Annotated in this window: 12 protein-coding genes; 9 read left to right on the forward strand and 3 right to left on the reverse strand. The window is 68.8% G+C overall.

Annotated elements, in window-relative coordinates; translation table 11 throughout:
• The first annotated feature begins 315 nt into the window (after positions 1-315).
• The gene (locus IM767_RS12110; RefSeq protein ID WP_162564279.1) at positions 316-12,696 is read left to right on the forward strand and encodes a PA14 domain-containing protein; all 12,381 of its coding nucleotides are present in this window, start codon (positions 316-318) and stop codon (positions 12,694-12,696) included.
• Positions 12,697-12,917: 221 nt separating this feature from the next.
• On the opposite strand, the gene IM767_RS12115 is transcribed toward IM767_RS12110, so the two are convergent.
• From IM767_RS12115 to IM767_RS12125, 3 genes are all read right to left on the reverse strand, one after another.
• On the reverse strand, positions 12,918-13,808 hold the full coding sequence (locus tag IM767_RS12115; protein WP_109210442.1) for a hypothetical protein: 891 nt from the start codon (positions 13,806-13,808) through the stop codon (positions 12,918-12,920).
• An 11-nt stretch (positions 13,809-13,819) separates the two neighbouring features.
• Positions 13,820-15,517: a tyrosine-protein kinase domain-containing protein gene (locus tag IM767_RS12120; RefSeq protein WP_109210441.1), complete on the reverse strand. Its 1,698-nt coding sequence runs from the start codon at positions 15,515-15,517 to the stop codon at positions 13,820-13,822.
• A gap of 72 nt (positions 15,518-15,589) precedes the next feature.
• A complete protein-coding gene (locus IM767_RS12125; protein ID WP_109210440.1) occupies positions 15,590-16,180 on the reverse strand; it encodes an arsenate reductase/protein-tyrosine-phosphatase family protein in 591 nt (196 codons plus the stop codon).
• A 35-nt stretch (positions 16,181-16,215) separates the two neighbouring features.
• On the opposite strand from IM767_RS12125, the gene IM767_RS21170 reads away from it, so the two are divergent.
• The 8 genes from IM767_RS21170 to IM767_RS12165 all read left to right on the forward strand — a co-directional run bounded on the left by IM767_RS21170 (position 16,216) and on the right by IM767_RS12165 (position 23,217).
• Entirely contained in the window at positions 16,216-17,073 is an 858-nt protein-coding gene (locus IM767_RS21170; RefSeq protein WP_162564278.1) for a CPBP family intramembrane glutamic endopeptidase, read from the forward strand.
• A 193-nt stretch (positions 17,074-17,266) separates the two neighbouring features.
• Positions 17,267-17,809, forward strand: a complete 543-nt coding sequence (locus tag IM767_RS12135; protein ID WP_109210438.1) for an LPXTG cell wall anchor domain-containing protein — start codon at positions 17,267-17,269, stop codon at positions 17,807-17,809.
• 143 nt (positions 17,810-17,952) lie between these two features.
• Entirely contained in the window at positions 17,953-18,579 is a 627-nt protein-coding gene (locus tag IM767_RS12140; protein ID WP_206759221.1) for a CPBP family glutamic-type intramembrane protease, read from the forward strand.
• Positions 18,580-18,796: 217 nt separating this feature from the next.
• A complete protein-coding gene (gene rplM / locus IM767_RS12145; RefSeq protein WP_109210436.1) occupies positions 18,797-19,243 on the forward strand; it encodes a 50S ribosomal protein L13 in 447 nt (148 codons plus the stop codon).
• Positions 19,244-19,268: 25 nt separating this feature from the next.
• Complete coding sequence (gene rpsI, locus IM767_RS12150) at positions 19,269-19,745, forward strand: 30S ribosomal protein S9 (protein ID WP_109210435.1); 477 nt, start codon at positions 19,269-19,271, stop codon at positions 19,743-19,745.
• A 16-nt stretch (positions 19,746-19,761) separates the two neighbouring features.
• Positions 19,762-21,120, forward strand: a complete 1,359-nt coding sequence (gene glmM / locus IM767_RS12155) for a phosphoglucosamine mutase (protein WP_109210434.1) — start codon at positions 19,762-19,764, stop codon at positions 21,118-21,120.
• Between the two features lie 182 nt (positions 21,121-21,302).
• Positions 21,303-22,142: a universal stress protein gene (locus IM767_RS12160; RefSeq protein ID WP_109210433.1), complete on the forward strand. Its 840-nt coding sequence runs from the start codon at positions 21,303-21,305 to the stop codon at positions 22,140-22,142.
• A gap of 313 nt (positions 22,143-22,455) precedes the next feature.
• Positions 22,456-23,217 carry a hypothetical protein gene (locus tag IM767_RS12165; protein ID WP_239453291.1) on the forward strand — a complete coding sequence of 254 codons (762 nt, stop codon included), beginning with the start codon at positions 22,456-22,458 and terminating at the stop codon, positions 23,215-23,217.
• Positions 23,218-23,279 lie beyond the last annotated feature (62 nt).

Genomic DNA, 23,279 nt, shown 5'->3' on the forward strand with positions numbered 1-23,279 from the left:
CGCGGCGTTGCGTTTCGCGGGCAACGCTTACTCAGGTTTCGATCAATCAGTTGCACGATTCAACTGATCGTGGTTAGAGTCCCCCACAGGTGTACTTGGGCACCTCATTCGGGGAATCAAAAGTCGTCGTCCATCCGACCTTGGGACGGCGCACGCTTACTGGGGAAAGCAATGTTTCGTCGCGCACTAGCGCCGTTTGTCGTACGCAAGAACGCCGGCCGGAGGTCGCTGGGCATCGCGGCTGTGGCTACCACCGCAGCACTCGTGGGCTCATCTTTTGTGAGCACCTCGGCCGCAGCAGTTCCGATCGCAGAGGTGCCAACCGATCCAGCGGCGTGGGCAGCCACGCCGTACTCGCCGCTGGCGCCGCAGGAAATCGCGCTGGACTCCAACACCGGGGTGCTGGAGTTCGACGGCGCTGATGGAGGCCTGAACGCTTCGGGCGACGTGTCGACGGGCTTCACGATGCTGCAGCCTTCGAGCGCTGTGAACCCGTCGGCGCCCGGCGTGCTGCTCGACACGCAGTACTATCTGCCTGCGAACCTCGCTGTCGCCAACGGCTCGCTGTCGATCACGGCGACCAAGGGCATCGCCTTTGAGAAGTGGGCGACGACGACGCCCGGCAATACGGACTGGAAGAACCGTCAGGACAACACGCTCGGCGTCGGTCTGGATCCGGCCTCCGCGCCGGTTCGCCTGCAGACGACCTTCGCGAATCCTGCGGGCATCTACAACTCTGCGCAGGCGGGCGTCTGGTTCGGACCGGACGATGACAATTTCTTCAAGGTCGTGTTCTCGGGGCAGAACGGCTCCGCCAGCGACACGGTGCGTCAGTTCCAGCTCAAGCGCGAGGTCGCAGGCGCAACGACAGCGACTGCCGCGAACGAGATCAACGCGGTGGTTACGGGGCAGGTCGCGGTCGGACAAGCCGTCACTGTCATGCTCGACATCAACCCGACGACGCTCAAGGCGACGGGTTACTACCAGATCGGCACGGGAGCCGTCGTCACGATCGGCACCATGGATGTGCCGGCGAACTTCCTCGACGGCTCGCTGATCCCGGCCTCGACGCCCGATATGCCGGGCGCCGACACCTTCGGCGGCATCTTTGCGACGAAGCGCAACATGCCCGAGGCGACCCCGGTCACCTTCAACTTCTCGCGCTTCGCGGCGTCCGAGCTCGACACGGTGGCTCCCGCCGCGCCCGGGGCGCTCGCGGTGGAGGCGGGCGTCTCACAGAACGGTCTCACCTGGACCGCTCCGGCGGACGCCGACGTGGTGGGGTATCGCGTCTACCGATCGGCGACTGCTAACCCGGTGCCAGCCGATGCCGCTAACCTTCTGTCCGGTGGCACGCCGTTGACTGCGACCTCCCTCGTCGACGGCGACGTGTTCGTCGGACAGACGTGGAACTACTCCGTCTACGCCATCGACGGATCGGGGAACGTTTCCCCCGCGGCGTCGACGACCGCCGTCACCCCAGCACCGGCTGGCGCCATGGTCGGCAAATACGACTTCACGACGCCGGCTGCGGCAGCCGCTCCCGGTTACATCAAGGAGGCGGGCGCCCCGTACAGTGACGCGACCGGATTCGGCTGGCTCGCCGAGGATGACCGCGCCCCATTCGACTTCGCGCTGAACACCCGCGTCCGCGCGGCGGCGTCCGGCGTGACCGACCCGCGGCTGCTGTCGCTCATCCATCTCCAGTACGGCATGACCACGAACGCCAACCCCGCCAATGGCGTCACAACGGAAAGCGGCGTGTGGGAGCGCGCTCTCCCGAACGGCCGCTACAACGTCGTGGTTGCGGCCGGGGACACGAGCGCAGGTAACTTCGACAGCACCCACACCGTCGTCATCGAGGGCGAAACCGCCGTCGAGGCGTTCGCGCCGACCGCCTCCACCCCTGCATTCAACCAGGGAATCGCAGAGGTGACGGTTACCGACGGCAAGCTCACGATCGCCGCGAACGGTGGCGACAACACCAAGCTCTCGTTCGTGGAAATCTACGAGCTCGAGGTGTTCGGCGCGGATGCGCCGACCGGGCTCGAGGCCGCGCTTGCAGAGGACGAAGAGTCGGTCTCGCTGACGTGGCAGCCGGTCGACGGCGCGAGCGGGTACAGCATCTACCGAAGCGACGTGTCGCCGGTCGACACCAGCGGTGCGCCGCTGAACGGATCGCCACTGTCTGAGACGTCGTTCACCGATGACTCGCTGGTGCCGGGGGCGACCTACTATTACGCCGTCGTCGCTCACGCCGATGGCCTGCCGGTCTCGGACGCTTCGAACGAGGTCAAGGTCGACGTTCCCGCGGAGCCGGTTGTTCCGACCGCGCCGACGAACGTCTCGGCGACGGCCGACGCCGACAGCATCGTCGTGGCGTGGGATGCTGTGCCCGGTGCGACGGGGTACAAGGTGTATCGAGGCGCCAACCCAGCGGTCGAGCCGACGGGCACGCCTTCCAGTGGTGTCAGCCCTCTTGTCGCTTTGTCGTTCGACGATGAGTCTGCGGTCGCCGGGATGACGTACTTCTACGTCGTGGTGGCAGTCGGAGCCGGCGGCGTTGAATCGGACGCCTCAGCGCCCGTAGCAGCCGAGATCGAGCAGGTTCTCGAGCCTGGTGAGTGTGCGGCGTCGGAGTGGTCGGTTGACTATTTCGGTAATAAGGCGTTGGAGGGGTCTTCGATTGCTGCTGAGTGCCTGGGAGAGTTGAACGAGGTTCTCCCGCAGGGCACGGCTCCGGTTGCCGGCGTTGGTGCGTACAACTACTCGGCTCGTTACAGCAAGACGATCGACGAGGGCGCTGGCAGTTACGTTTTCACGTTGCAGGCCGACGACGGCGCTCGGGTTTTCGTGGACGGCGAGCTCGTTCTCAACGGTTGGGCTTACAGCACCGCGACGCGATCGGCCACGGTGCCGCTGACGGCGGGTGCGCACGAGATCGTTGTGGAGCACTTCCAGGCGTGGGGCGGGGCGAAGGTGGTCTTCGACTACGAGAAGGTCGTGGTCGGCTGCGATGCATCTCAGTGGTCGGTGGACTACTTCGCGAACAAGGCGCTCGAGGGCACACCGTCGAAGTCGGAGTGCGTCACCGATCTGGACATCTCACTCGCTCAAGGCGCTTCACCGACAACCGGTGTAGGTCCATACAACTATTCGGCTCGCTACACCAAGACCATCGATGAAGGTGCAGGCACCTACGAGTTCTCGCTCCGTGCCGATGATGGTGCGCGCGTCTACGTTGATGGCGAATTGCTGATCGATGGCTGGGCGTACACCACGGCTACACGAGTCCGCTCGGTGAACCTCGCCGCCGGTCCGCACGTGATCACCGTCGAGTACCTCCAGGCATGGGGAGGCGCCAAGCTCGTCCTCGACCACGAGCGCAGCGCGACCGAGCCTGGTGAGTGTGCGGCGTCGGAGTGGTCGGTTGACTATTTCGGTAATAAGGCGTTGGAGGGGTCTTCGATTGCTGCTGAGTGCCTGGGAGAGTTGAACGAGATTCTCCCGCAGGGCACGGCTCCGGTTGCCGGCGTTGGTGCGTACAACTACTCGGCTCGTTACAGCAAGACGATCGACGAGGGCGCTGGCAGTTACGTTTTCACGTTGCAGGCCGACGACGGCGCTCGGGTTTTCGTGGACGGCGAGCTCGTTCTCAACGGTTGGGCTTACAGCACCGCGACGCGATCGGCCACGGTGCCGCTGACGGCGGGTGCGCACGAGATCGTTGTGGAGCACTTCCAGGCGTGGGGCGGGGCGAAGGTGGTCTTCGACTACGAGAAGGTCGTGGTCGGCTGCGATGCATCTCAGTGGTCGGTGGACTACTTCGCGAACAAGGCGCTCGAGGGCACACCGTCGAAGTCGGAGTGCGTCACCGATCTGGACATCTCACTCGCTCAAGGCGCTTCACCGACAACCGGTGTAGGTCCATACAACTATTCGGCTCGCTACACCAAGACCATCGATGAAGGTGCAGGCACCTACGAGTTCTCGCTCCGTGCCGATGATGGTGCGCGCGTCTACGTTGATGGCGAATTGCTGATCGATGGCTGGGCGTACACCACGGCTACACGAGTCCGCTCGGTGAACCTCGCCGCCGGTCCGCACGTGATCACCGTCGAGTACCTCCAGGCATGGGGAGGCGCCAAGCTCGTCCTCGACCACGAGCGCACTGGCCAGGATACGACTCCTCCCGCCGCGCCCACACAGGTCGCAGCGAGCAACGTCGGAAGCCTCGGCATCGTGGTCGCTTGGGAAGCCAGCACCTCCTCCGACGTCAAGGGCTACAACGTGTACCGCGGCACCGCGGCAGGCGTCACCGCCGCGAACGGCACGAAGCTGAACCCGCAGCTGCTCACCGGGAGCAACAGCTTCCTCGACAGCACGCGCCAGCAGGATGTGCGCTACTACTACGTCGTCACGGCGGTCGACCAGGCCGGCAACGAGTCGGTGGTGTCTAACGAGGCATCCGCGATCTGGGCTGCCACGCCCGACACGGAGGCGCCTGAGGCGCCGACGGCCCTCGCGGCTGTGCCGGCCGACTCCGAGGTCGCGCTGACGTGGACCGCCTCGGCGTCGACTGACACCGTCGGCTATCGCGTCTACCGCTCGGAGCAGCCGGGAGCGCTTGCGAGCGCGAACCTGATCTCGGGCCAGGCCGCCGTCGTCGAGACGACGTTCACCGATGAGGACGTGACCAACGGGACGACCTACTTCTACCAGGTGGTCGCCGTGGATCTCGCGGGCAACGTGTCTGCGGCATCCAACGAGGTCATGTCGGTGCCGCGCGTGCCGAACACCACCGACATCAAGGTCGACTTCACCGCCACCAGCGCGGTGCCGGCGGCCGGATATGTCGCGGACTGGGGGCAGGCGTACGGCGCCCGCACCAGCGCGGGCCAGGGAACGGGTCTGACCTACGGCTGGGTCGACGAGGACGGTCATGCCCTCTCGCTCGTGACCAACGGTCGCGACCGCAACCGGGTGGGCGTCGACGAGCGCCTCGACTCGATCCTGCACATGCAGTACGCAGACGTCGACGGCGGTCAGGGCACCAACGGTGTCAAGACCCCGGGCATCTGGGAGCTCGCCGTCGGCGACGGCCTCTACGAGGTCACCGTCGCGGTCGGCGACCAGATGGGCGCGACGACCTACGACTCGCTGCACACCATCAACGTCGAGGGCGCCTACGCGATCGACAAGTTCCAGGCGACCGCGTCGAACGAGTTCCTTACTTATACGGCGACCGTCGGCGTCTGGGACGGCCGGCTCACGCTCGACGCGCTCGGTGGCACCAACACCAAGATCGCGTACGTCGACGTGAAGGGCATTGCGTTCGACCGTCCGCACATCGAGACGGTGTTCCCGAAGAACCGGGCGCTCGACGCCGACGTGAACGGCGGTGTCGCGGCATCCATCAAGGTCCCCTTCGCCGGATTCGGCGTCAACGACCAGACGATGCCCGGCAATGTGAAGGTCTACCGCGTCTCGGACAACAGCCTGGTCGAGGGCAGCACGAACACCTCGGGCGGCAACGACACGGTCAACTTCGCGCCGACGGTGCCCTTCGCGCCGAACACGGACTACCGCTTCGAGGTGACCGACGGAGTCAAGGACCGCGCCGGCAACTCGTGGCTGCCGTTCACCGCGGTGTTCCGCACCGGTGCCGGCACCGTCGACCCCGGCTCGGGAGAGTTCGACCCGCTCACGAACATCGCGTTCGAGAAGGTCGAGCTGCCGATCGGCAACGGCAAGTACTGGGCGTCGTTCGCCTTCGGTCCCGACGGCAAGCTGTACGGCTCGACCATCGGCCAGGGCCTGTACCGCTTCACGGTCAACGCCGACGGCACGCTGTCGAACATGGAGAACCTCGGCTACGCGGGTATCGCCATCATCGGTCTGCTCTTCGACGAGAGCTCGACCGCCGGCAACCTGAAGCTGTGGATCACCAACACGTCGGCCAACATCGGCAACGAGCAGCGGCAGTTCATCAGCGGCATCAGCATGCTGTCGGGACCCAACCTCGAGAACCGCAAGAACGTGTTCTCGGGCATGCCTCGCTCGCTGTCGGACCACCTGACGAACTCGATGGTCTACGGACCGGACGGTGACATCTACGTCCTCCAGGGTTCCAACCAGGCGGCCGGCGACCTCGACGGCTCGTGGGGTCAGCGCGGTGAGCAGCTGCTGACGGCAGCCCTGCTCCACTTCGACCCCGACCACGCGCGCGTGCAGCAGTCGCTGAACGACGCGCAGGGCGACAACCCGCTGCTCGTGCAGACGGCGCCTTCGCTGAGCGCGGCCGAGAACACCGAGAACGGCTACAACGCGGCTTCTCCGTACAACCCGTACGCGACGGATGCCCCGCTGAAGCTGTACGCCACCGGCATCCGGAACGCGTACGACCTCGTGTACCACTCGAACGGCCACATCTACGTGCCGACCAACGGCACCGCAGGTGGCGCCAACTCGCCGGGTGTGAACTACAACTCCGCGACCAACACGTGGACGCGTGTCGCAGCCAGCGGCATCCCGGGCTTCAGCACGGTGAACGGACAGGACGTGACGGCCGCGTGCCAGGCGCGTGACGCCCGCGACCCGAGCTACACCCCGCGTTCGGTGCCTGCGATCAGCAACCACCCGACCCAGCGCGACCACCTCTACGACGTGGTCGAGGGCGGCTACTACGGCCACCCGAACCCCACGCGCTGCGAGTTCGTGTTGCACGAGGGCAACGACCCGGCCAACCCGCCGAAGTGGGCCGGCCAGGGCGGCACGAAGTACGCCTCGGGCGTTCACCCCGAGTCGCACTACAAGGGCGTCGCGCACGACTTCGAGTTCAACAAGAGCCCGAACGGCGCGATCGAGTACAAGAGCAGCACGTTCGGCGGCCAGCTCAAGGGCAACCTCGTCGTGGTGCGGTTCTCGAACAACAACGACCTGATCTTCCTTCAGGCCGACCCGACCACCGGCAAGATCCTCGGCGCGCAGACCGAGGTCGGCATCACCGGGGTTCCGAACACGACCATGCAGGGCGTGGGCGGGTTCAACGACCCGCTGGAGATCGTCGAGGACACCAGCAACGGCAACCTCTACGTGAACCAGTACGACCGTGCCGGCTCGGCGCAGAAGCTGTACCTGCTCCGGGTGCCCGCAAGCCAGCAGGCGGCGAAGATCACGTCGTCGGCGAACGAGCTCGTGATGTCGGCGGTCAAGAGCAACGGCAGCGCCACGGCCGCGCAGAAGACGGATGTCGAGAGCATCACGGTGACGAACTCGTCCACCGAGACGCAGTCGCTCTCGGCGACCATCGGCGGCACGAACGCGTCGGAGTTCACGATCGTCGGCGCTGTGCCCACGTCGCTGGCCGCGGGAGCGAGCACCACCTTCCAGGTGCGCTTCACCCCCGGCACCAGCGTCGGTCAGCGGTCGGCGCAGCTGACGCTCGCCGGCGGATCCTCGAACGTCGTCGTAGGCCTGTACGGCCTCTCGATGAACGGCATCGAGGGTGGCAACGAGCCGGTGTTCGCCGACGTGCTGGGCACCCTCGGCTACGCCGTGAACCCGGGCTGGCTCACCCTCGCGGGAGGCATGCAGCCGACCGCGAAGGGCGACGAGGTGCTCGAGCCGCTGTTCGTGAAGTCGGGCACGGCTCCGGTGACCTGGAAGCCGCTCGCGCACTACGCGCCGAACGAGAACATCCCCTTCGGCTGGTACACCGGCGACGGCGCTGCCGCCGACCGGCACCAGGTGGGTGGGATCTCGTCGGCCGGGTACCAGACGCTGCTGCCGCCCACGATGTCGGGTTCCACCCCGACGTTCGACCCCGGCTCGGCAACGTTCGGCTTCTACTACTACTCGGGTGTGTTCCAGCGCTACGGCTTCACCGAGGACCGGCTCAACAGCCCGGCCACGGACGCCCACCGCGCCCGGATCTACCCGGCGAAGAACCGGTCGGGCGTGCTGATCCCGAACTCCTACATCGTGGCGTTCGAGGATGCCTCCAACGGCGACTACCAGGACTACGTGTTCCTCGTCTCGGGCATCAAGCCCGTGACCGACACCGGTTCGGGTGGCGACGCGATCAAGGTGGACTTCACGACCGCCGCCGGTGATCTCGCCGCAGGGTACATCCGCGACTACGGCCAGGCGTACGGACCGCGCACCGGTGCGAGCCAGGGGAGCGGGCTGACCTACGGCTGGAAGGCGCAGACCACCGAGGTGGACGTCGACCTGTCGGTCGGCGGCTCCACCCCCGGCAACGCCCGTGATCGCCAGTCGTCTCAGACCGACATCCGTCTCGACAGCTTCATGCACATGCAGCCGTCGGACGTGGCGGGCACCTTCAACGGCACCAACGTGGACGCCTTCTGGGAGATCGCTCTGCCCGACGGCACCTACAAGGTGACGGTCGGCGTGGGCGACCCGAACGTCGGCAGCGACGCGGAGAGCCACACCATCAACGCCGAGAGCACCGCGGTGATCTCAGGCTTCGTCCCGAGCGGTGTCGCCGGCGCAAACGGCCGACACACCATCGCCTCGAAGACGGTGGCGGTGACCGACGGCGCGCTCACGCTCGACGCGATCGGCGGCACGAACACGAAGATCGGCTTCGTCGACATCGAGCCGATCGACGTGACCGACCCCGGCGGGGACGACCCGTCGGACGGTGCTCAGGTGAAGCTGACGTTCCAGCCTGCCGGCACTCCGGTGCCCTCGGGCTGGGGGGCTGAGACCGGTCTCGCGTTCTCCAACGACCGCGGCTACGGCTGGTTCGACGAGGCCACCTCGCAGCCGGTCGACCGCAGCGCGGCCACCCGCTACCGCACGGCGCCGATGGGCGGGATCACCTTCCCGACCGACCCGCGCCAGCAGGGTTACGCGTTCATCGACAACTCCACGCAGCCGGCCTACACCAGCGGCTACTGGGAGTACGCCCTTCCGAACGGCGAGTACGAGGTGGCCGTCTCCGTGGGAGACGCCAACTACACGGACTCGACGCACGGTGTGCAGGTCGAGGGTCAGCCGATCATCGCCTCGTTCGTTCCGACCACCACCACGCCGTTCCAGCTGGGTGTGCGCGACGTGACCGTCACCGACGGCCGCCTCACGATCACCAACAGCGGCGACAACACCAAGATCAACTGGATCTCGATCAAGGGTGAGGGTCTCGAGCCGAACCAGCCGCCCGCGGCGGTGCAGGTGAATTTCCGTCCGACCGGCACCCCGGTGCCGACCGGCTGGATCGCCGACACCGGCGCCGCCTACTCGGCGTCGAGCGGCTACGGGTGGCTCGTGAACGGTGCACCGTTCGACCGGTCGAGCATGACGCGCAACCGCACGGCGGCCACGGCCGGCATCACGTACCCGACCGGCGACGTCACGCGTCAGTCGCTCATCCTCATGCAGGCCACCACCACCACAGGCGGCACGATCGAGGGCGGCACGAACGGCGTGTGGGAGTACGCGCTCGCCAACGGCTCGTACACGGTCTCGGCCTCGGTCGGCGACGCCGGCTACCTGGACTCCGTCCACGGGGTGGCCGCCGAGGGCACGCCACTGATCACGAACTACACCCCGACGGGCACGGCCCCGTTCGGCTCGGGCACGGCCACCGTGCTCGTGACCGATGGCAAGCTGACCCTGACGGCGACGGGCGTGAACACGAAGCTGAACTGGGTCAAGATCCAGGGCAACGCGCTGCAGAACCCGTCGATCGCCCTGACGGCCAACGGCAGCTCGCTGAACAGCTCGTACAGCGGCGGCACGGCGGTGGTCACGGCCACGGCGGTGACGGCATCCGGATCCACCCTCCAGTCGCTCACCTACACGGTCAACGGGGGTGCCTCGACGCCGTACAACGGCGCGATCACGCTCGACACCGCGGGCGACTACACCGTGGTGTTCACGGCGACCGACAGCGAGGGGCGCGTGACCACGCGCACCGTCGAGTTCGAGATCCTGAACATCGGCGGCACGCTGACACTGGCGAACCAGCAGGTCGTGCGGCAGGCCCAGGGTGGCGCACCGCTGCCGGGTCTGTATGAGGACGTGCTGGTCATGCACCGGGTGAACAGCCTCGGCTCGAACCCGGCGCACCAGAACCTCCTGTTCCAGGACTCGGCGACGGTGACGCTCGGCAACTCCGGCACCAAGGATCTGCGCATCTCCGCGCTGAACCTCGGGGGAGCACAGGCGGCCCAGTTCCAGCTGGTCAACCCGCCGACCCTGCCCCTGACGCTGACGCCGGGACAGACCGTGAACCTCACGGCGAAGTTCATCGCGACCAGCGGCTCGAAGGGCGTGCGCACCGCAACGCTGACGGTCGTCTCGAGCGACCCGATGCAGTCGAACAAGGCGATCAAGCTCCGCGGCGGCTACATGGGCGCTCCGGAGGGCGGCAGCGAGCTGACGCTGCAGCAGATCTTCACGCTGTTCGACAGCACCACCTCCAGCGGTTCGACGGGCGACTCGCTCGGCAACGGCTCGGAGAACCCGGGTGCGCCGATGGACGGTGACGAGGTGCGGTCGTTCCAGTGGAAGCGGCTCGACTCGTCGAAGCCGGTGCAGGCGGTTCAGCTCGGCGCCTTCCACGGCTGCTGCGGCCAGACCGAGACGTACAACATCAACGGCACGTCCGCGACCCACGCAGGCCCCTACGGTCAGGCGATCTACCCGCTGAAGTCCGACGGCACCAAGACGACCATCACGACGAACCCCGGCGGCAACTTCGGGATCACCGTGGCGGGCCAGTCGACCACTCAGACCGCGTACATGGCGGTCAAGATGTGGCCGGTGAAGGATGCCTCGGGCAAGGCCGTTCCCGGAGCGTGGTTCGCCGGGCACGACTACATCTCGTCGCCCAGCCAGTGCGGCATCGGTGCCACGAACTGCGACTACCAAGACAACGTGTACCTGATCACGAACATCTTGCCCGTCGCCTCGTCGGACACCACCGCGCCGGCGGCCCCCGCCGCGCCGACCGGCACGGCCGACACGACCGGTGTGAACCTGTCGTGGGCGGCGTCGACCGACGCCGACCTCATCGGCTACCGCGTCGAGCGCGCCAGTGCAGCGGGCGGACCCTGGACGTCGATCAGCGGGTCGGCGATCGTCTCGGGCACGACCTTCCGTGACGCGGCGGGGCTGGCCATCGCGACCAGCTACTACCGAGTCGTGGGAGTGGATGCCTCGGGCAACGCGACGCCGGGTGCCACGGCATCCGTCGACACATCCTCGATCAAGGTCACCTTCAACCCGATCCGCATCAACGCCGGAGGCCCGGCGCTGACGGTCGGCGGGGTGACGTGGGCGGCTGACACCTACTTCACGGGTGGCAAGTCGTACACGAACAACTCGATCACGGATGTGCTCGGGACGACGAGCGACCAGCTCTACCGCACCGAGCGGAGCGCGACGACGAGTCCGGGAACCTTCTCGTACGCCATCCCGCTGCCTCAAGCCGGCACGTACCAGGTGAAGCTCCACTTCGCGGAGATCTACCACGGTGCCACCGGCGGCGGTGCCGGGGGTGCGGGCAAGCGCATCTTCTCAGTCAACATGGAGGGCGGCGCGAGCGAGATCACCAACCTCGACCTCAACGCGATGGTCGCGCCGATGACGGCCTACGTCACGACGCACACCATGACGGTGACGGACGGCACGTTGAACATCGCATTCTCGTCCACGGTCGACCAGCCGAAGATCTCCGCAATCGAGATCCTCCCTTTTGAGTCAGGGGGCGGGCCCGTCGGACCCGCCCCCGTCAACACCTTCACCTACGCGCCGATCGCCAACCAGCCGGTGAGCGTGTCGGAGGCGCAGGGCGAGATCGTGGGAGGGGTGCTGTACCAGTTCGGCGGGTTCGACTCGCAGAAGGCGTGCTGCACCCCGACCTCGCGGTCGTACTCGTACAACCCCACGACCAACGCGTGGGCACAGATCGCACCGCTTCCCTTCCTCGCGGGAAGCGGTGCGGCCGGGACCGGCGTCACGCACGCCGGCATCACCACCGACGGCGAGGACATCTACCTCGCGGGCGGCTACATCTCGGCGAACGGCAGCACCGGCCAGACCTTCGGAACGGTGGAGGTCTACAAGTACGATGTGTCGGCCAATTCCTACCAGCGGCTGCCGAACCTGCCGGCCGTGCGGGCCTCGGGGTCGCTGGAGTTCCTCGCCGGCAAGCTGCACTACGTGACGGGCACCAACCTCGCCCGCACGACCGAGCCCACCGACCACTGGACGCTCGACCTGGCGTCGGGTGCGACGTCGTGGGTGACCGCGGCCGCCATCCCCGCCGGGCGCAATCACCCGGGGTCGGCGGTGCTGAACGGCATCATGTACGTGCTCGGCGGGCAGACGGGGCATGACGGCCCTTCGGTCGCGCACCCCACGGTCTACGCGTACAACCCGGCGACGAACAGCTGGTCGACGATGGCGCCCATGCCCGCGGCGGTCAACCACCACACGAGCTCGACGTTCGTGCTCGGGAACCGCATCGTCGTGGTCGGCGGAAAGCTGAACCACGACACCGACACCGCGACCGTCCAGGCCTTCGACCCTGCGACCAACACGTGGACGACGCTCACGTCGCTGCCCGCGCCGCGGTCGTCGGCTGTGGGCGGGGCGCTCGGTACCGGGTTCCTCTTCACAGGCGGCGGCGTCCAGGGCTGGCGCGCCACTCCGGTGAGCTGAGCCCGCCTCAGACGCGACGCCCGAACCCCCTCCCCAGGGCGTCGCCAGCCGCGCCCGATGCCGGGCATTCTGCCAAGGGCAGTCCGGCATCGGGCGTGGCCCTGTCCGGCGCAGCTCGGCATCGGGCGCGGTCCCTGGCCGGCGCGGCTCGGCATCGGGCGCGGTCCTGACCGGGCCCGCTGGGCATGGCGCGAGGGCTCGTTGCGAGGGAGCGCGGGCTGTCAGCCGCGCGCGATTCGGACCAGTTCGGCTCCTGCCCACAGGAGAACGTCATCGCCTAGCGCGTCGAGCGCGACCGGGGACGTGGCATCCGCTCCCTCCGCGCAGCCGACCACGGCCGCTGACGCGGGATCAGCCGTGACGATGCGCGAGACGGCAAGGCCGGCGCAGTCCTCGGCGCTGTGCGCGACGAGCAACGACGCCTCGTCAGCAGCGACCGCGACGGCACCCTCGGGTGCGAGCTGCAGCCACTCGGCCCCGGACCTCAGCCAGGCACGGCCATCGCACAGCAGCGCCACCGTGTCGCCGGCTGCGTGCAGGCCCCACGCGGTGCCGCATGGGGCGGGAACCGGGCCGGAGGGGAAGCGCACTGAACCCGCGTCGCCTGGGTCGATGTAGCGGGAGGCGGCGAGCACGTCGGGGTAGGACTCCCAGAACTCGCCGCGCGTGTAGGTGCGGAGGGCCTGTGTCGTGCAGCCGGGCATCGCGGCGACCACCTCGGCGTCGCGGCCGGAGAACGCGTCGAGCGTCTGCACCTGCGCGATGCCGAGGTAGGTCGGCGTCACGTCGGTCCAGGTCGCCCCCTGGTCGGCGGAGCGCTCGATGAGCGGCGCCGCGCCGCCGCAGGAGCCGGCCGTCGCGCGCCACCACTGCTCCGAGCCGAGCGCCAGGTAGCGAGCCTCCTCGGGTGCCACCGGCGGCGCGTCGATGGCGGTCGGCGTCGGAGTCGGCGTCTGCACCCCCACAGTGAACGTCGGAACCGGCTCGGCGTCGCCGCCGGCAGCCTCGGGGTTGGCGTGCTGATAGGCAGCCCAGGCGAGCACCGATACTCCGAGGAGGAGCGCGGCGACGCCGGTGATCGCGACCCACCGCGCCGCGCCGATCCGTTTCATGGGCCCGAGGATCAGGGGAGCGGGTCGTTGCGTCCCGGCGCGCTGGGCGCGCCGCCCGCCTGGCGGACGATGTCGTCCAGCGTCACGCCGGACGCCGAGTCACCGGCGCCCGTCGGCTGGGGGGCGAAGTCGTGCTCGGCCGGCGCGGCCGGGATGGACCGCACCGACCCGGGGGCGGCTTTCGTGGCGCCGGCGCCGCGACCGGCAAGGCGGGCGGCGGCAGCCGTGGCTGCAGGCGGCGCGGAGCGCGCGGGAGCGATCGGGGTTGGCGCCGCCTGCGACTCGCCGATCGGCTCCTCGGGTCGCGCCGGCTTGCCCCGCTTGCCCTTCTTGGCGGGCGTCTCGTCCACGTAGCCGTACCCGTACGTGCCATATCCGTAGCCGTATGCGTAGGAGTCCGGCCCCCGCGTGGGCACCATCGTCATAGCGAGGCCCGCGATGTGTGCGCCGGCGGTGTGCAGCGCATCGATCGCACCCGACAGCTGGTGGCGGTTGGTGCGGCCGGCAGAAACGATGAGGATCGCCCCGTTCGTCTCTTTCGCCAGGATCGCGGCATCCGTCACCGGAAGCAGGGGAGGAGCATCGCACAGCACGATGTCGACGTCGCGCTCGAGCACATCCAGCAGTTGGCGCATGCTCTTCGAGCCGAGCAGCTCGCTGGGGTTCGGCGGGATCTTGCCGGCCGGCAGCACATAGAGGCTGCGGTTGCCCCACGGAAGCATCACATCGCTCAGCCGGGCGCGTCCGATCAGCACGTCGGTGAGGCCGACGCCGCCCTCGATGCCGAGGTACTCGGCGACCTTGGGCTTGCGCAGGTCGGTGTCGAGGAGCGCCACGCGCTTGCCGGCGTCGGCCAGTGCGATGGCGAGGTTGATGGCGGTGGTCGTCTTGCCCTCGCTCGGCACGCTGGAGGTGATCACGAACGACGCGCGACCCTCCGTCTCGAGGAACTGCAGGTTCGTGCGCATCGAGCGGAACGACTCGGCCCGAGGACTCAGCGGGTCGGCGTGCACGATGAGGGGCCGCTCCTTCGCCTTCGGGTCGAAGGCGATCGCGCCGATGATGGGGCGGTCGGTGACCTGCTCGACGTCGCGCGGCGTGCGGATGCGCGTGTCGAGCACGGCTCGCAGCACAGCGACGCCGATGCCCAGCGCAAGGCCGATCAGTGCGCCCAGCGCCAGGTTGAGCGGAACGTTGGGGCTCGACGGCGACAGCGGCGGCAGTGCGTCCTTCACGCGCTCGAGGCGGACCGGGCTCGTCTCGGTGCCGTTGGGCGTCTCGAGGCGCTCGACGACCGAGGTCAGCGAGGCTCCGAGCGCATTGGCGACCTCGGCGGCCTGCACGGGATCGGGGCCGGTCACGGTGATCGTGATCAGGGTGGTGTTCGCCGCCGCTGCCGCGTCCACCCGCGCCGCAAGCCCGTCGGCGGTCGTCCCGAGCCCGAGCTCGGCGATGACCGGATTCATCACCACCGGCGTCTTCACGAGGTTCGTATACGTCTGCACGCGCGACTGCGTGAAGTTCGAGCCTTGCGAGAGCTCCGCGATCGTCGAGCCGGACTGCGTCGAGACGAAAACGGTGCTCTGCGCCTCGTACTGCGGGGTGCGCGTCAGAGACCAGGCAGCCGCGGCGCCGATCCCGACGAGGGTCGCGACCACGATGATCACCCAGTTCTTGCGCAGGATCCGGATGTAATCGGTGAGCTCCATGTCGCCCTTCTCGCGGGGTGGCGGTGTGCTCCGAGCATTCTTCCACAGGGCCTGGTCGGAAAGCGGAAAGCGTTACGCCAGCGCCGTCCGCAACGTCGCCGCCACCGCGGTCACGGCGGGCTCGAGCTGGCTCGCCGACAGCAGGTACGTCTCCCACGGCTGCCGGTACGGGTCGATCACGTCATCGTCGGCCGGATCGTCCGGTGCGGGCACGAGACCCCGGTAGGCGGAGAGGACGGATGCCGCGGCCCGCACCTTCTCGGAGGGCGAGGTCGCGGCATCCGTCGCCTCGCGAAGCTCATCGGGCGGAACCGCGGCGGCCAGCCTCGCGAACTCGCGGATCGTGAAGGTCGACCGCAGGCGCGACGGCGCGAGCTCGACGATCGCCCGGCGATGCAGGCGGGTCATCGCGAGGATGAGGTCGGGTTTGGCGAGATGGTGCTCGGTGAGGAAGCGGGAGCGGTGGGCCGCCGAATCGGCAGCCGGCACACCGAGCGCCTGCGCGATGTGCGCCGCCTCAGGAGTCATCTCGGCGGCGGGCAGGCCGCGGGTTCCGGCACTCATGACGAGCGGATCGAGATCGGCCAGTCGCACGCGCAACAGCTGCTCCGCGAGAGGCGACCGGCAGATGTTGCCCGTGCAGACCGTGAGGATCTCGAACAAGCGGGTGCCTCCACCGGGCAGGGTAACGTAGGCGCGTGCCCGACCAGCCTAGCGACGCCGCACCGGCGGTCGACCTGTGGTCTCTGCAGCCACCCTCGGCGCCTCATGATCCAGGCGGCCAGGACGCCGAGGCTTCCGTCGAGGAAGAACCCCGCAGGCGCCCGCCCCGTCGGCCGCGCGAGGCTCGCACCGACTGGCGGTTGGGTGGGCGCACGGTGTTCCGCTGGCGCGAGAGCATGCTCGCCGTCGCGCTCGTGGCGTTGGGGGTGGCCGTGCTGGTGGGATCGCTGGTGGCCACCGTGTGGCAGTCACCGTGGGCGGCGGTGTCCGCGACGGCGATCGTCTGGATGGGGATGCTGGTGCCCATCGTGTGGGCCTTCACGAGGTCTCGCCCGATCGGCCTGCTGCGCTTCCGGTCGCTCGATCTCCTCTACGGACTGGTGCTCGGTGCCCTGCTACGGACCACCCAGGGGTGGATCGACGGACTGGATGGGACGCCGGCGCCGCTGCCCGGCCTGGCTGAGGTCGACGGCTCGCCGGCGCCGGCAACCCTTGCGCTCGAGGTCGTCGCCCCCGTCGTGGTCGCGCCGCTGGTGGAGGAGTTCTTCTTCCGCGCCGTCGTGCTCGTCTCGCTCTACACGGTGCTCCGCCGGCCGTTCGGCAAGGTCGCTGCCGGCTTCGCCGCCGCGTTGGCGTCGACGGCGCTGTTCGTGCTGGTGCACGGCATCTCAGACGGCGGAGGCGTGAGCGGCATCGTGTCGCTCTCGCTCCTCGGGCTCGTCTGTTCGCTGCTGGTGCTGCTGACGGGTCGCATCTGGGGAGCGGTCCTCGTGCACGCCGTTTACAACTTCTCCTATGTTTTTCTCGCCATTCTTGTCGGCGTAATCGGCTGACTCATTTCGTATTCGGTCCATTTGTCCTCTGAACGGGGGACAAATTGCGACGACTTTTTACCTGCTGGAAACCCCAGGCCTCGCGGCGAACTCTCAGCATGGGGTAGCGTGGCTCGGGTCGGCGCCTCGGGTAAAACGTTTGCCGACGCATCCTTTTGCCGAAGACGCGTATATACATAACCGGGAGTACGCCATGTTCAAGAAGGCATTCGCCGTCGTCGCCCTTGCCGGGGCGCTCGTCCTCGGAACCGCCGCAGCCGCATCCGCCGACCCATACCCGCCGGAGGTGTCGTGCACCGTTTCGCCGACGCCGGTGACTGTCGGCGCGACGGCGACGATCGCCTGCACCGGCTTCGACCTGCCCACCGCGCTCTTCGGAGTCCAGTCGGGCGACGGCTCGCTGTCGTCGATCGTCCTCGCGGATGCGGATCCCGTGGTCGTCGAGAAGCCGGTGACCAACGGCGCCGCTTCGGCAACGTACACCGCTCCCAGCACCCCCGGCACCTACACCGTCCTGGTCGCGCAGACCGACGGTGAGGTCGTCGAGGACGTGGCCGAGGTGTCGGTCACGGTCGCCGCCGCGGGCTCGGGCGCCGGGAGTGGCTCGGGCGCGCTGCCCGCCACCGGTGGCACCGTCCCCGGCGCGTTCATCTGGCTCGGCGTCGGCGCCATCGGCCTCGGCGGCATCGCCGTGGCGGCGGCTGTCGCTCGCCGCCGCGCGGCCGGCAACCGCTGATCAACGACTCCTCGAAGACCCCGGGCGCGAGCCCGGGGTCTTCGTCGTCTCCGGCCGACAGCGTTGCGGAACCCGCCCCCGCGTGGCGCCGCCCATGGGCGGCTGTCGCCATCGCGGCCGCGGGCGCGGTCCTCACGGCGGTGGTGATCCTGCTGCAGCCGCGCTTTCAGGCGGCGACCGTCGGCTGGCCGCCGGCGCTCGCCCGCCTGACCGACCTCGTGGTTCTCTCGGCTCCGCTGCTCGCCGCGGTGATCATCGCAGCTCGTGTGTCGAGGGACAGGTTCGCCACGGCGACGGGGCTGCGGGGGTTCGCGTGGGTCGACGCCGCAGCGGGCGTCGGAGTCGGGCTGATCGCGCGGGCCCTCGTCGAGCTCGTGGCACCGACGGCCGGCGGAATCGGCGGTGGTCTCGAGGTCGAGAGTGCGGGAGTGGCGGGCGGGATCGTCGTCGCGCTGGCCGGCGCGGTGCTGGTCACTCCTCTTATAGAGGAGCTCTTCTTCCGCGGACTCCTGCAGCGCGCGCTGGGTGATGCGCTCGCGGGCGCAGGGCGCGCCGTCGCCGGCATTGTCGCGGTGGTCGTCTCGGCCCTCGCCTTCGTCGCGCTGCACGTGCTCGCGACCGGCGGCAACGTTCCCGTCGGTCTCCTCGTCGGCTCCCTTGCGGTCGGACTGGGCTGCGGCATCCTCACCCTCCTCACCGGGCGGCTCGCCGGCGCGATCGTGGCGCACGTCGTCTCCAACGCGATCGGCGTGGCGCTGCTCATCTGGTGAGACTGGAGGGTAATGCGCCGGTTTGGTCGCGGCATCCGTCTGTCGTAGTATTGATGTTTGGTGTTCGGCTCTGCTGACCCGGCACCACGAACGTGAGCCCTCCACTGGCGTGTTCCAGGCGTTTCGTCTCGCTTCGCTCGCTCAACGAGCGAAGCAGGAACCACCCCGGAGTGGGATTCACGAACCTCTCCGTTCGAATCAAGAAAGCAGCACTACTGTGACGCGCACTTACACCCCCAAGGCTGGCGAAGCCCAGCGCGAGTGGCTGGTCATCGACGCGACTGACGTCGTCCTCGGCCGCCTCGCCTCGCACGCTGCCGCGCTCCTGCGTGGCAAGCACAAGGCGACCTTCGCCCCCCACGTCGACATGGGCGACTTCGTCATCATCATCAACGCCGACAAGGTCGCGCTGACGGGCCAGAAGCTCGAGCAGAAGAAGGCCTACCGCCACTCGGGCTACCCGGGCGGCCTCAAGTCGGTCACCTACTCGGAGCTCCTCGAGAAGAACCCGGTCCGGGCCGTCGAGAAGGCCGTCCGCGGCATGCTTCCGAAGAACACCCTCGGCGCCAACCAGCTGTCGAAGCTCAAGGTGTACCGCGGTGCCGAGCACCCGCACGCCGCGCAGAAGCCCACCGCGTACGTTTTCGACCAGGTCGCCCAGTAAGCGCCGTACAGACAAGGACACACTGATGGCGAACATCGAAGAAACCCCCACGAGCTACTCCACCGAGTCCACCGTCGACGAGACTGTCGTCGCCGCCGAGCGCCCCGTGCTCTCGGTGTCGGGTGCGGCCGTCGGCCGCCGCAAGCAGGCCATCGCCCGCGTGCGCGTCATCCCGGGCTCCGGCACCATCACCGTCAACGGCCGTGCGTTCGAGGACTACTTCCCGAACAAGCTGCACCAGCAGCTCATCACCGACCCGTTCACGGTTCTCAACCTGACCGGCGCCTACGACGTGATCGTCCGCATCTCGGGTGGCGGCCCCTCCGGCCAGGCCGGTGCGCTGCGCCTGGGCATCGCCCGTGCGCTCAACGAGATCGACGCCGAGAACAACCGCCCGACCCTCAAGAAGGCCGGCTTCCTCTCGCGAGACGCCCGCGTCATCGAGCGCAAGAAGGCCGGTCTCAAGAAGGCCCGCAAGGCGCCTCAGTACTCGAAGCGCTGATCGGCTTCCACTCCGTATGCCGATCTTTGGCACGGACGGGGTGAGGGGGCTGGCCAACGGCCCCCTCACCGCCGATCTCGCACTGTCCCTGGCCCAGGCGACCGCCGTCGTCCTGGGCCAGGGCCGTTCCGCCGAGGCGCGTCGCGCCGCGGGCAAGCGGCTCACCGCCGTCGTCGCCCGCGACCCGCGCGTCTCCGGCGAGTTCCTCTCCGCCGCGGTCGAGGCGGGCCTCGCCTCGTCGGGCGTCGACGTCTTCGACGCCGGCGTGCTGCCGACCCCCGCAGCGGCGTTCCTGATCGCCGACATGGATGCCGACTTCGGCGTCATGGTGTCGGCATCCCACAATCCCGCTCCCGACAACGGCATCAAGATCTTCGCCCGCGGCGGCGTGAAGCTGCCCGACGTCGTAGAGGAGCGCATCGAGGCCGCCATGGCGGGCCCCAAGCTGCTGCCGACGGGCGCCGACGTGGGTCGCATCCGCCGGTTCTCCGACGCCGAGGACCGTTACGCCCTGCACCTGCTCGCCTCGCTGCCGCACCGGCTCGACGGCATTCACGTCGTGCTCGACTGCGCGCACGGTGCGGCCGCCGGAGTCTCACCGCAGACCTTCGCCGACGCGGGCGCCCGTGTGGCGGTCATCGGGGCCGACCCTGACGGGTGGAACATCAACGACGGTGTCGGCTCGACGCATCTCGAGCAGCTCGCCGAGCACGTCGTGCGGGTCGGCGCCGATGTCGGCATCGCCCACGACGGCGACGCCGACCGCTGCCTCGCTGTCGACGCGACCGGCAAGGTCGTGGACGGCGACCAGATCATGGCGATCCTCGCGGTGTCGATGAAGAACCGCGGCCACCTCAAGGACGACACCCTCGTCGCGACCGTGATGAGCAATCTGGGTCTGCACCGCGCGATGTCTGCCCAGGGCATCCACGTCGAGACCACGGCAGTCGGCGATCGTTATGTGCTCGAGCGCATGAACGAGGGCGGCTTCTCGCTCGGCGGCGAGCAGTCCGGCCACGTGATCATGAGCGAGTACGCGACGACCGGCGACGGCCTGCTCACTGGCCTGCACCTGGTCGCCGAGATGGCACGCACAGGCAAGACCTTGGAAGAGCTCGCGTCGATCATGACGGTGTATCCGCAGGTGCTCGTCAACGTGAAGGACGTGGACCGCACGCGCGCCGCGACCGACGAGGGCGTCCAGGATGCCGTCGCGCGCGCCGCGGCGCAGCTCGGCCTGTCCGGCCGCGTGCTGCTGCGTCCGTCGGGCACCGAGCAGCTCGTGCGCGTGATGGTGGAGGCCTCCTCGGAGGACGAGGCCCGGCGCCACGCCGACCACCTCGCCGGCGTCGTGCGCGAGCGCCTCGCGCTCTAGCCGCGTCTCGGCAGCGCTGCGGCCGCGCGAACTCGTGAGGGATTCGCGCAAGGGCAGATCTCCCTCGCAGACGCGTGTGGAGATCTGCTCTTTCGCGGTTCCATCGGCCGATTTGTCACGGCGGACTCCTCTGCGTGGCGGGCACGTGGACGCTAGCCTGGGGGCATCCGAGAGGAGCCATCGTGGGTGACGCGATCGTTGTCGGAATTACGGATGCCGCGGTCACGCGTCGCGCGGTCGACTGGGCGGCGCAGCGCGCGGTCGAGAGGCGGCAGCCGCTCGAGCTGCTCACCGTCGTGGGCGGGGCCGTGGGCGCGGTGGGGGAGGACTCCCTCGTCGATGCGGCGCTCGCCGACGCGCGCGAGCGGGCGGAGGCCGAGGCATCCCGCGTCGCGTCCCCCGGTCTCGACGTCAGCGTGCGCGTCGAACGGGGGAACCCGGTCGCGAAGCTGCTGGAGGCGTCGACGGATGCCGCGCTGCTGGTGATCGGCAGCGACTACCGCGGCCCCGGCTCGAAGTCGGCGCGGGGCGCGCACGGTCTGCGTATCGCGGCCGGCGCCCATTCGCCGGTCGTGGTGGTGCCCGACGTCGACGTCGCCGGTCGCACCGGGGTCGTCGTCGGGGTCGACGGGTCGCCGATCTCGGAGAAGGCGGTCGCGTTCGCGGCAGCCGAGGCCGACCGGCTCGGCGAGCCGCTGATCGCGGTGTCGGTGTGGACCCCGCTCGAGGTGCCGCGGAACATGGGTTCGTACCCGGTGCAGTACCTCGAGAACATGGCGAAGCTCACCGAAGAGGCCCAGTCGCTCGCCCTGGCCGGTCTCAGCGGGCGCTACCCCGACCTGGAGATCCAGCGCCGCGTCGAGAGGGGCTACCCGTCGCAGATCATCAACGAGCTGGCAGCGAGCGCCCGTCTTGCGGTGGTGGGGTCGCACGGGCGCGGTGCGCTCGCCCGCTTCCTCCTCGGCTCGATCAGCCAGGAGGTGCTGGCGCGGCTCGCGACCGCGACCGCGGTGGTGCGTTGACGCCGCGCCCGCGCTGGCCTCGGGGTCGCGCTGACCTTGCGGTCGCACTGACCTTGCGGTTGCACTGACCTCGACGGTCCCGCCGACCTCGGCGCACTGGCACCCACCCGTGTTACACGCGTGATTTGAGATATGAGACTTCCAGTCCCTAGGCTGATCAGGTACGCGGGTCGGGGGGCTCGTGTGCGCGATCTTGCCGGCGGCCCCATGCTGTCGTGTGCGATCTAGTCGGTGCCGGGTTCTGGGGACCCGGCACCGCGAACTTCCGCCGGGCGGCCACACCGAGACAACGCGACGAGGCGATAATCGAAGCATGCGGCATCCAGAACCGCGCACGCGGAGGCCGGCGGGCGAGACGCGCGCGCTCATGCTCGACGTCGCCGTCGAGCGTGTCCGCTCCGAGGGGCTGCTGCTCGATTACGCCAACATCGAGCTCGAAGATCTGATCCGAGCGGCGGGCGTGCCACGCTCAACGGTGTTCCGCATCTGGCCAGATCGGATGGCCTTCATCGCCGACCTCGTGCGCGCGCTCTTCGAGGCGGACGACGGATTCGACACCGGCTTCGACGCCGAGACGCTCGGGATGCTCCAGGCCGCCGTGAGCGACAACGCCGAGGCGCTCCGCACCGCCGAGGGCCGGCAGGCCGTGCTCCGCGACACGCTCCGGGTCGCGGTCACGCACAACATGGCCGCCGTCGAGAGCACCGTCGCCTGGCGGGCCTACCGCACGATGTCGGCCGCGCTCTCCAGCGGCGACGCCGTTCCCGGGGGAGACGAGATCCGCGATCTGCTCTCCGAGATCGAGGCGCGCTACCTCGATCGCATGGCGGAGATCTACCAGGGCATCAACGGCGCGTTCGGGCTGCGCATGCGCGAAGGGCTGACCGAGCGCGACCTCGCCGTCGCCATCATGGCCATGATCGACGGCATGGGCGACCACCGCCGCATCAACCCCGCGATGATCGACGCGCCGCGCGTCGTCACGTTCGGACCTGAGGGACCGCGCGACTGGCACCTCGCGGGCCTCGCCGTGTACGGGGTGTACACGGCCTTCACCGAGAGCGCCGACGCCTAGCCTGCCACGCGCCGGCCCGCCGTGCGCGCCGGTCCTCGCGGGCCGTGCCGCCGAATAGGCTG

This window comes from Microbacterium ureisolvens, assembly GCF_015278315.1.
GTDB classification, from domain to species: Bacteria; Actinomycetota; Actinomycetes; order Actinomycetales; family Microbacteriaceae; genus Microbacterium; species Microbacterium ureisolvens.

Coding starts and splice junctions, on each gene's coding strand:
- IM767_RS12165 (WP_239453291.1), top strand. CDS start 22,456: ATGCGGCATCCAGAACCGCGCACGCGGAGGCCGGCGGGCGAGACGCGC.
- IM767_RS12120 (WP_109210441.1), bottom strand. CDS start 15,517: ATGGAGCTCACCGATTACATCCGGATCCTGCGCAAGAACTGGGTGATC.
- rpsI (WP_109210435.1), top strand. CDS start 19,269: ATGGCGAACATCGAAGAAACCCCCACGAGCTACTCCACCGAGTCCACC.
- IM767_RS12135 (WP_109210438.1), top strand. CDS start 17,267: ATGTTCAAGAAGGCATTCGCCGTCGTCGCCCTTGCCGGGGCGCTCGTC.
- IM767_RS12115 (WP_109210442.1), bottom strand. CDS start 13,808: ATGAAACGGATCGGCGCGGCGCGGTGGGTCGCGATCACCGGCGTCGCC.
- glmM (WP_109210434.1), top strand. CDS start 19,762: ATGCCGATCTTTGGCACGGACGGGGTGAGGGGGCTGGCCAACGGCCCC.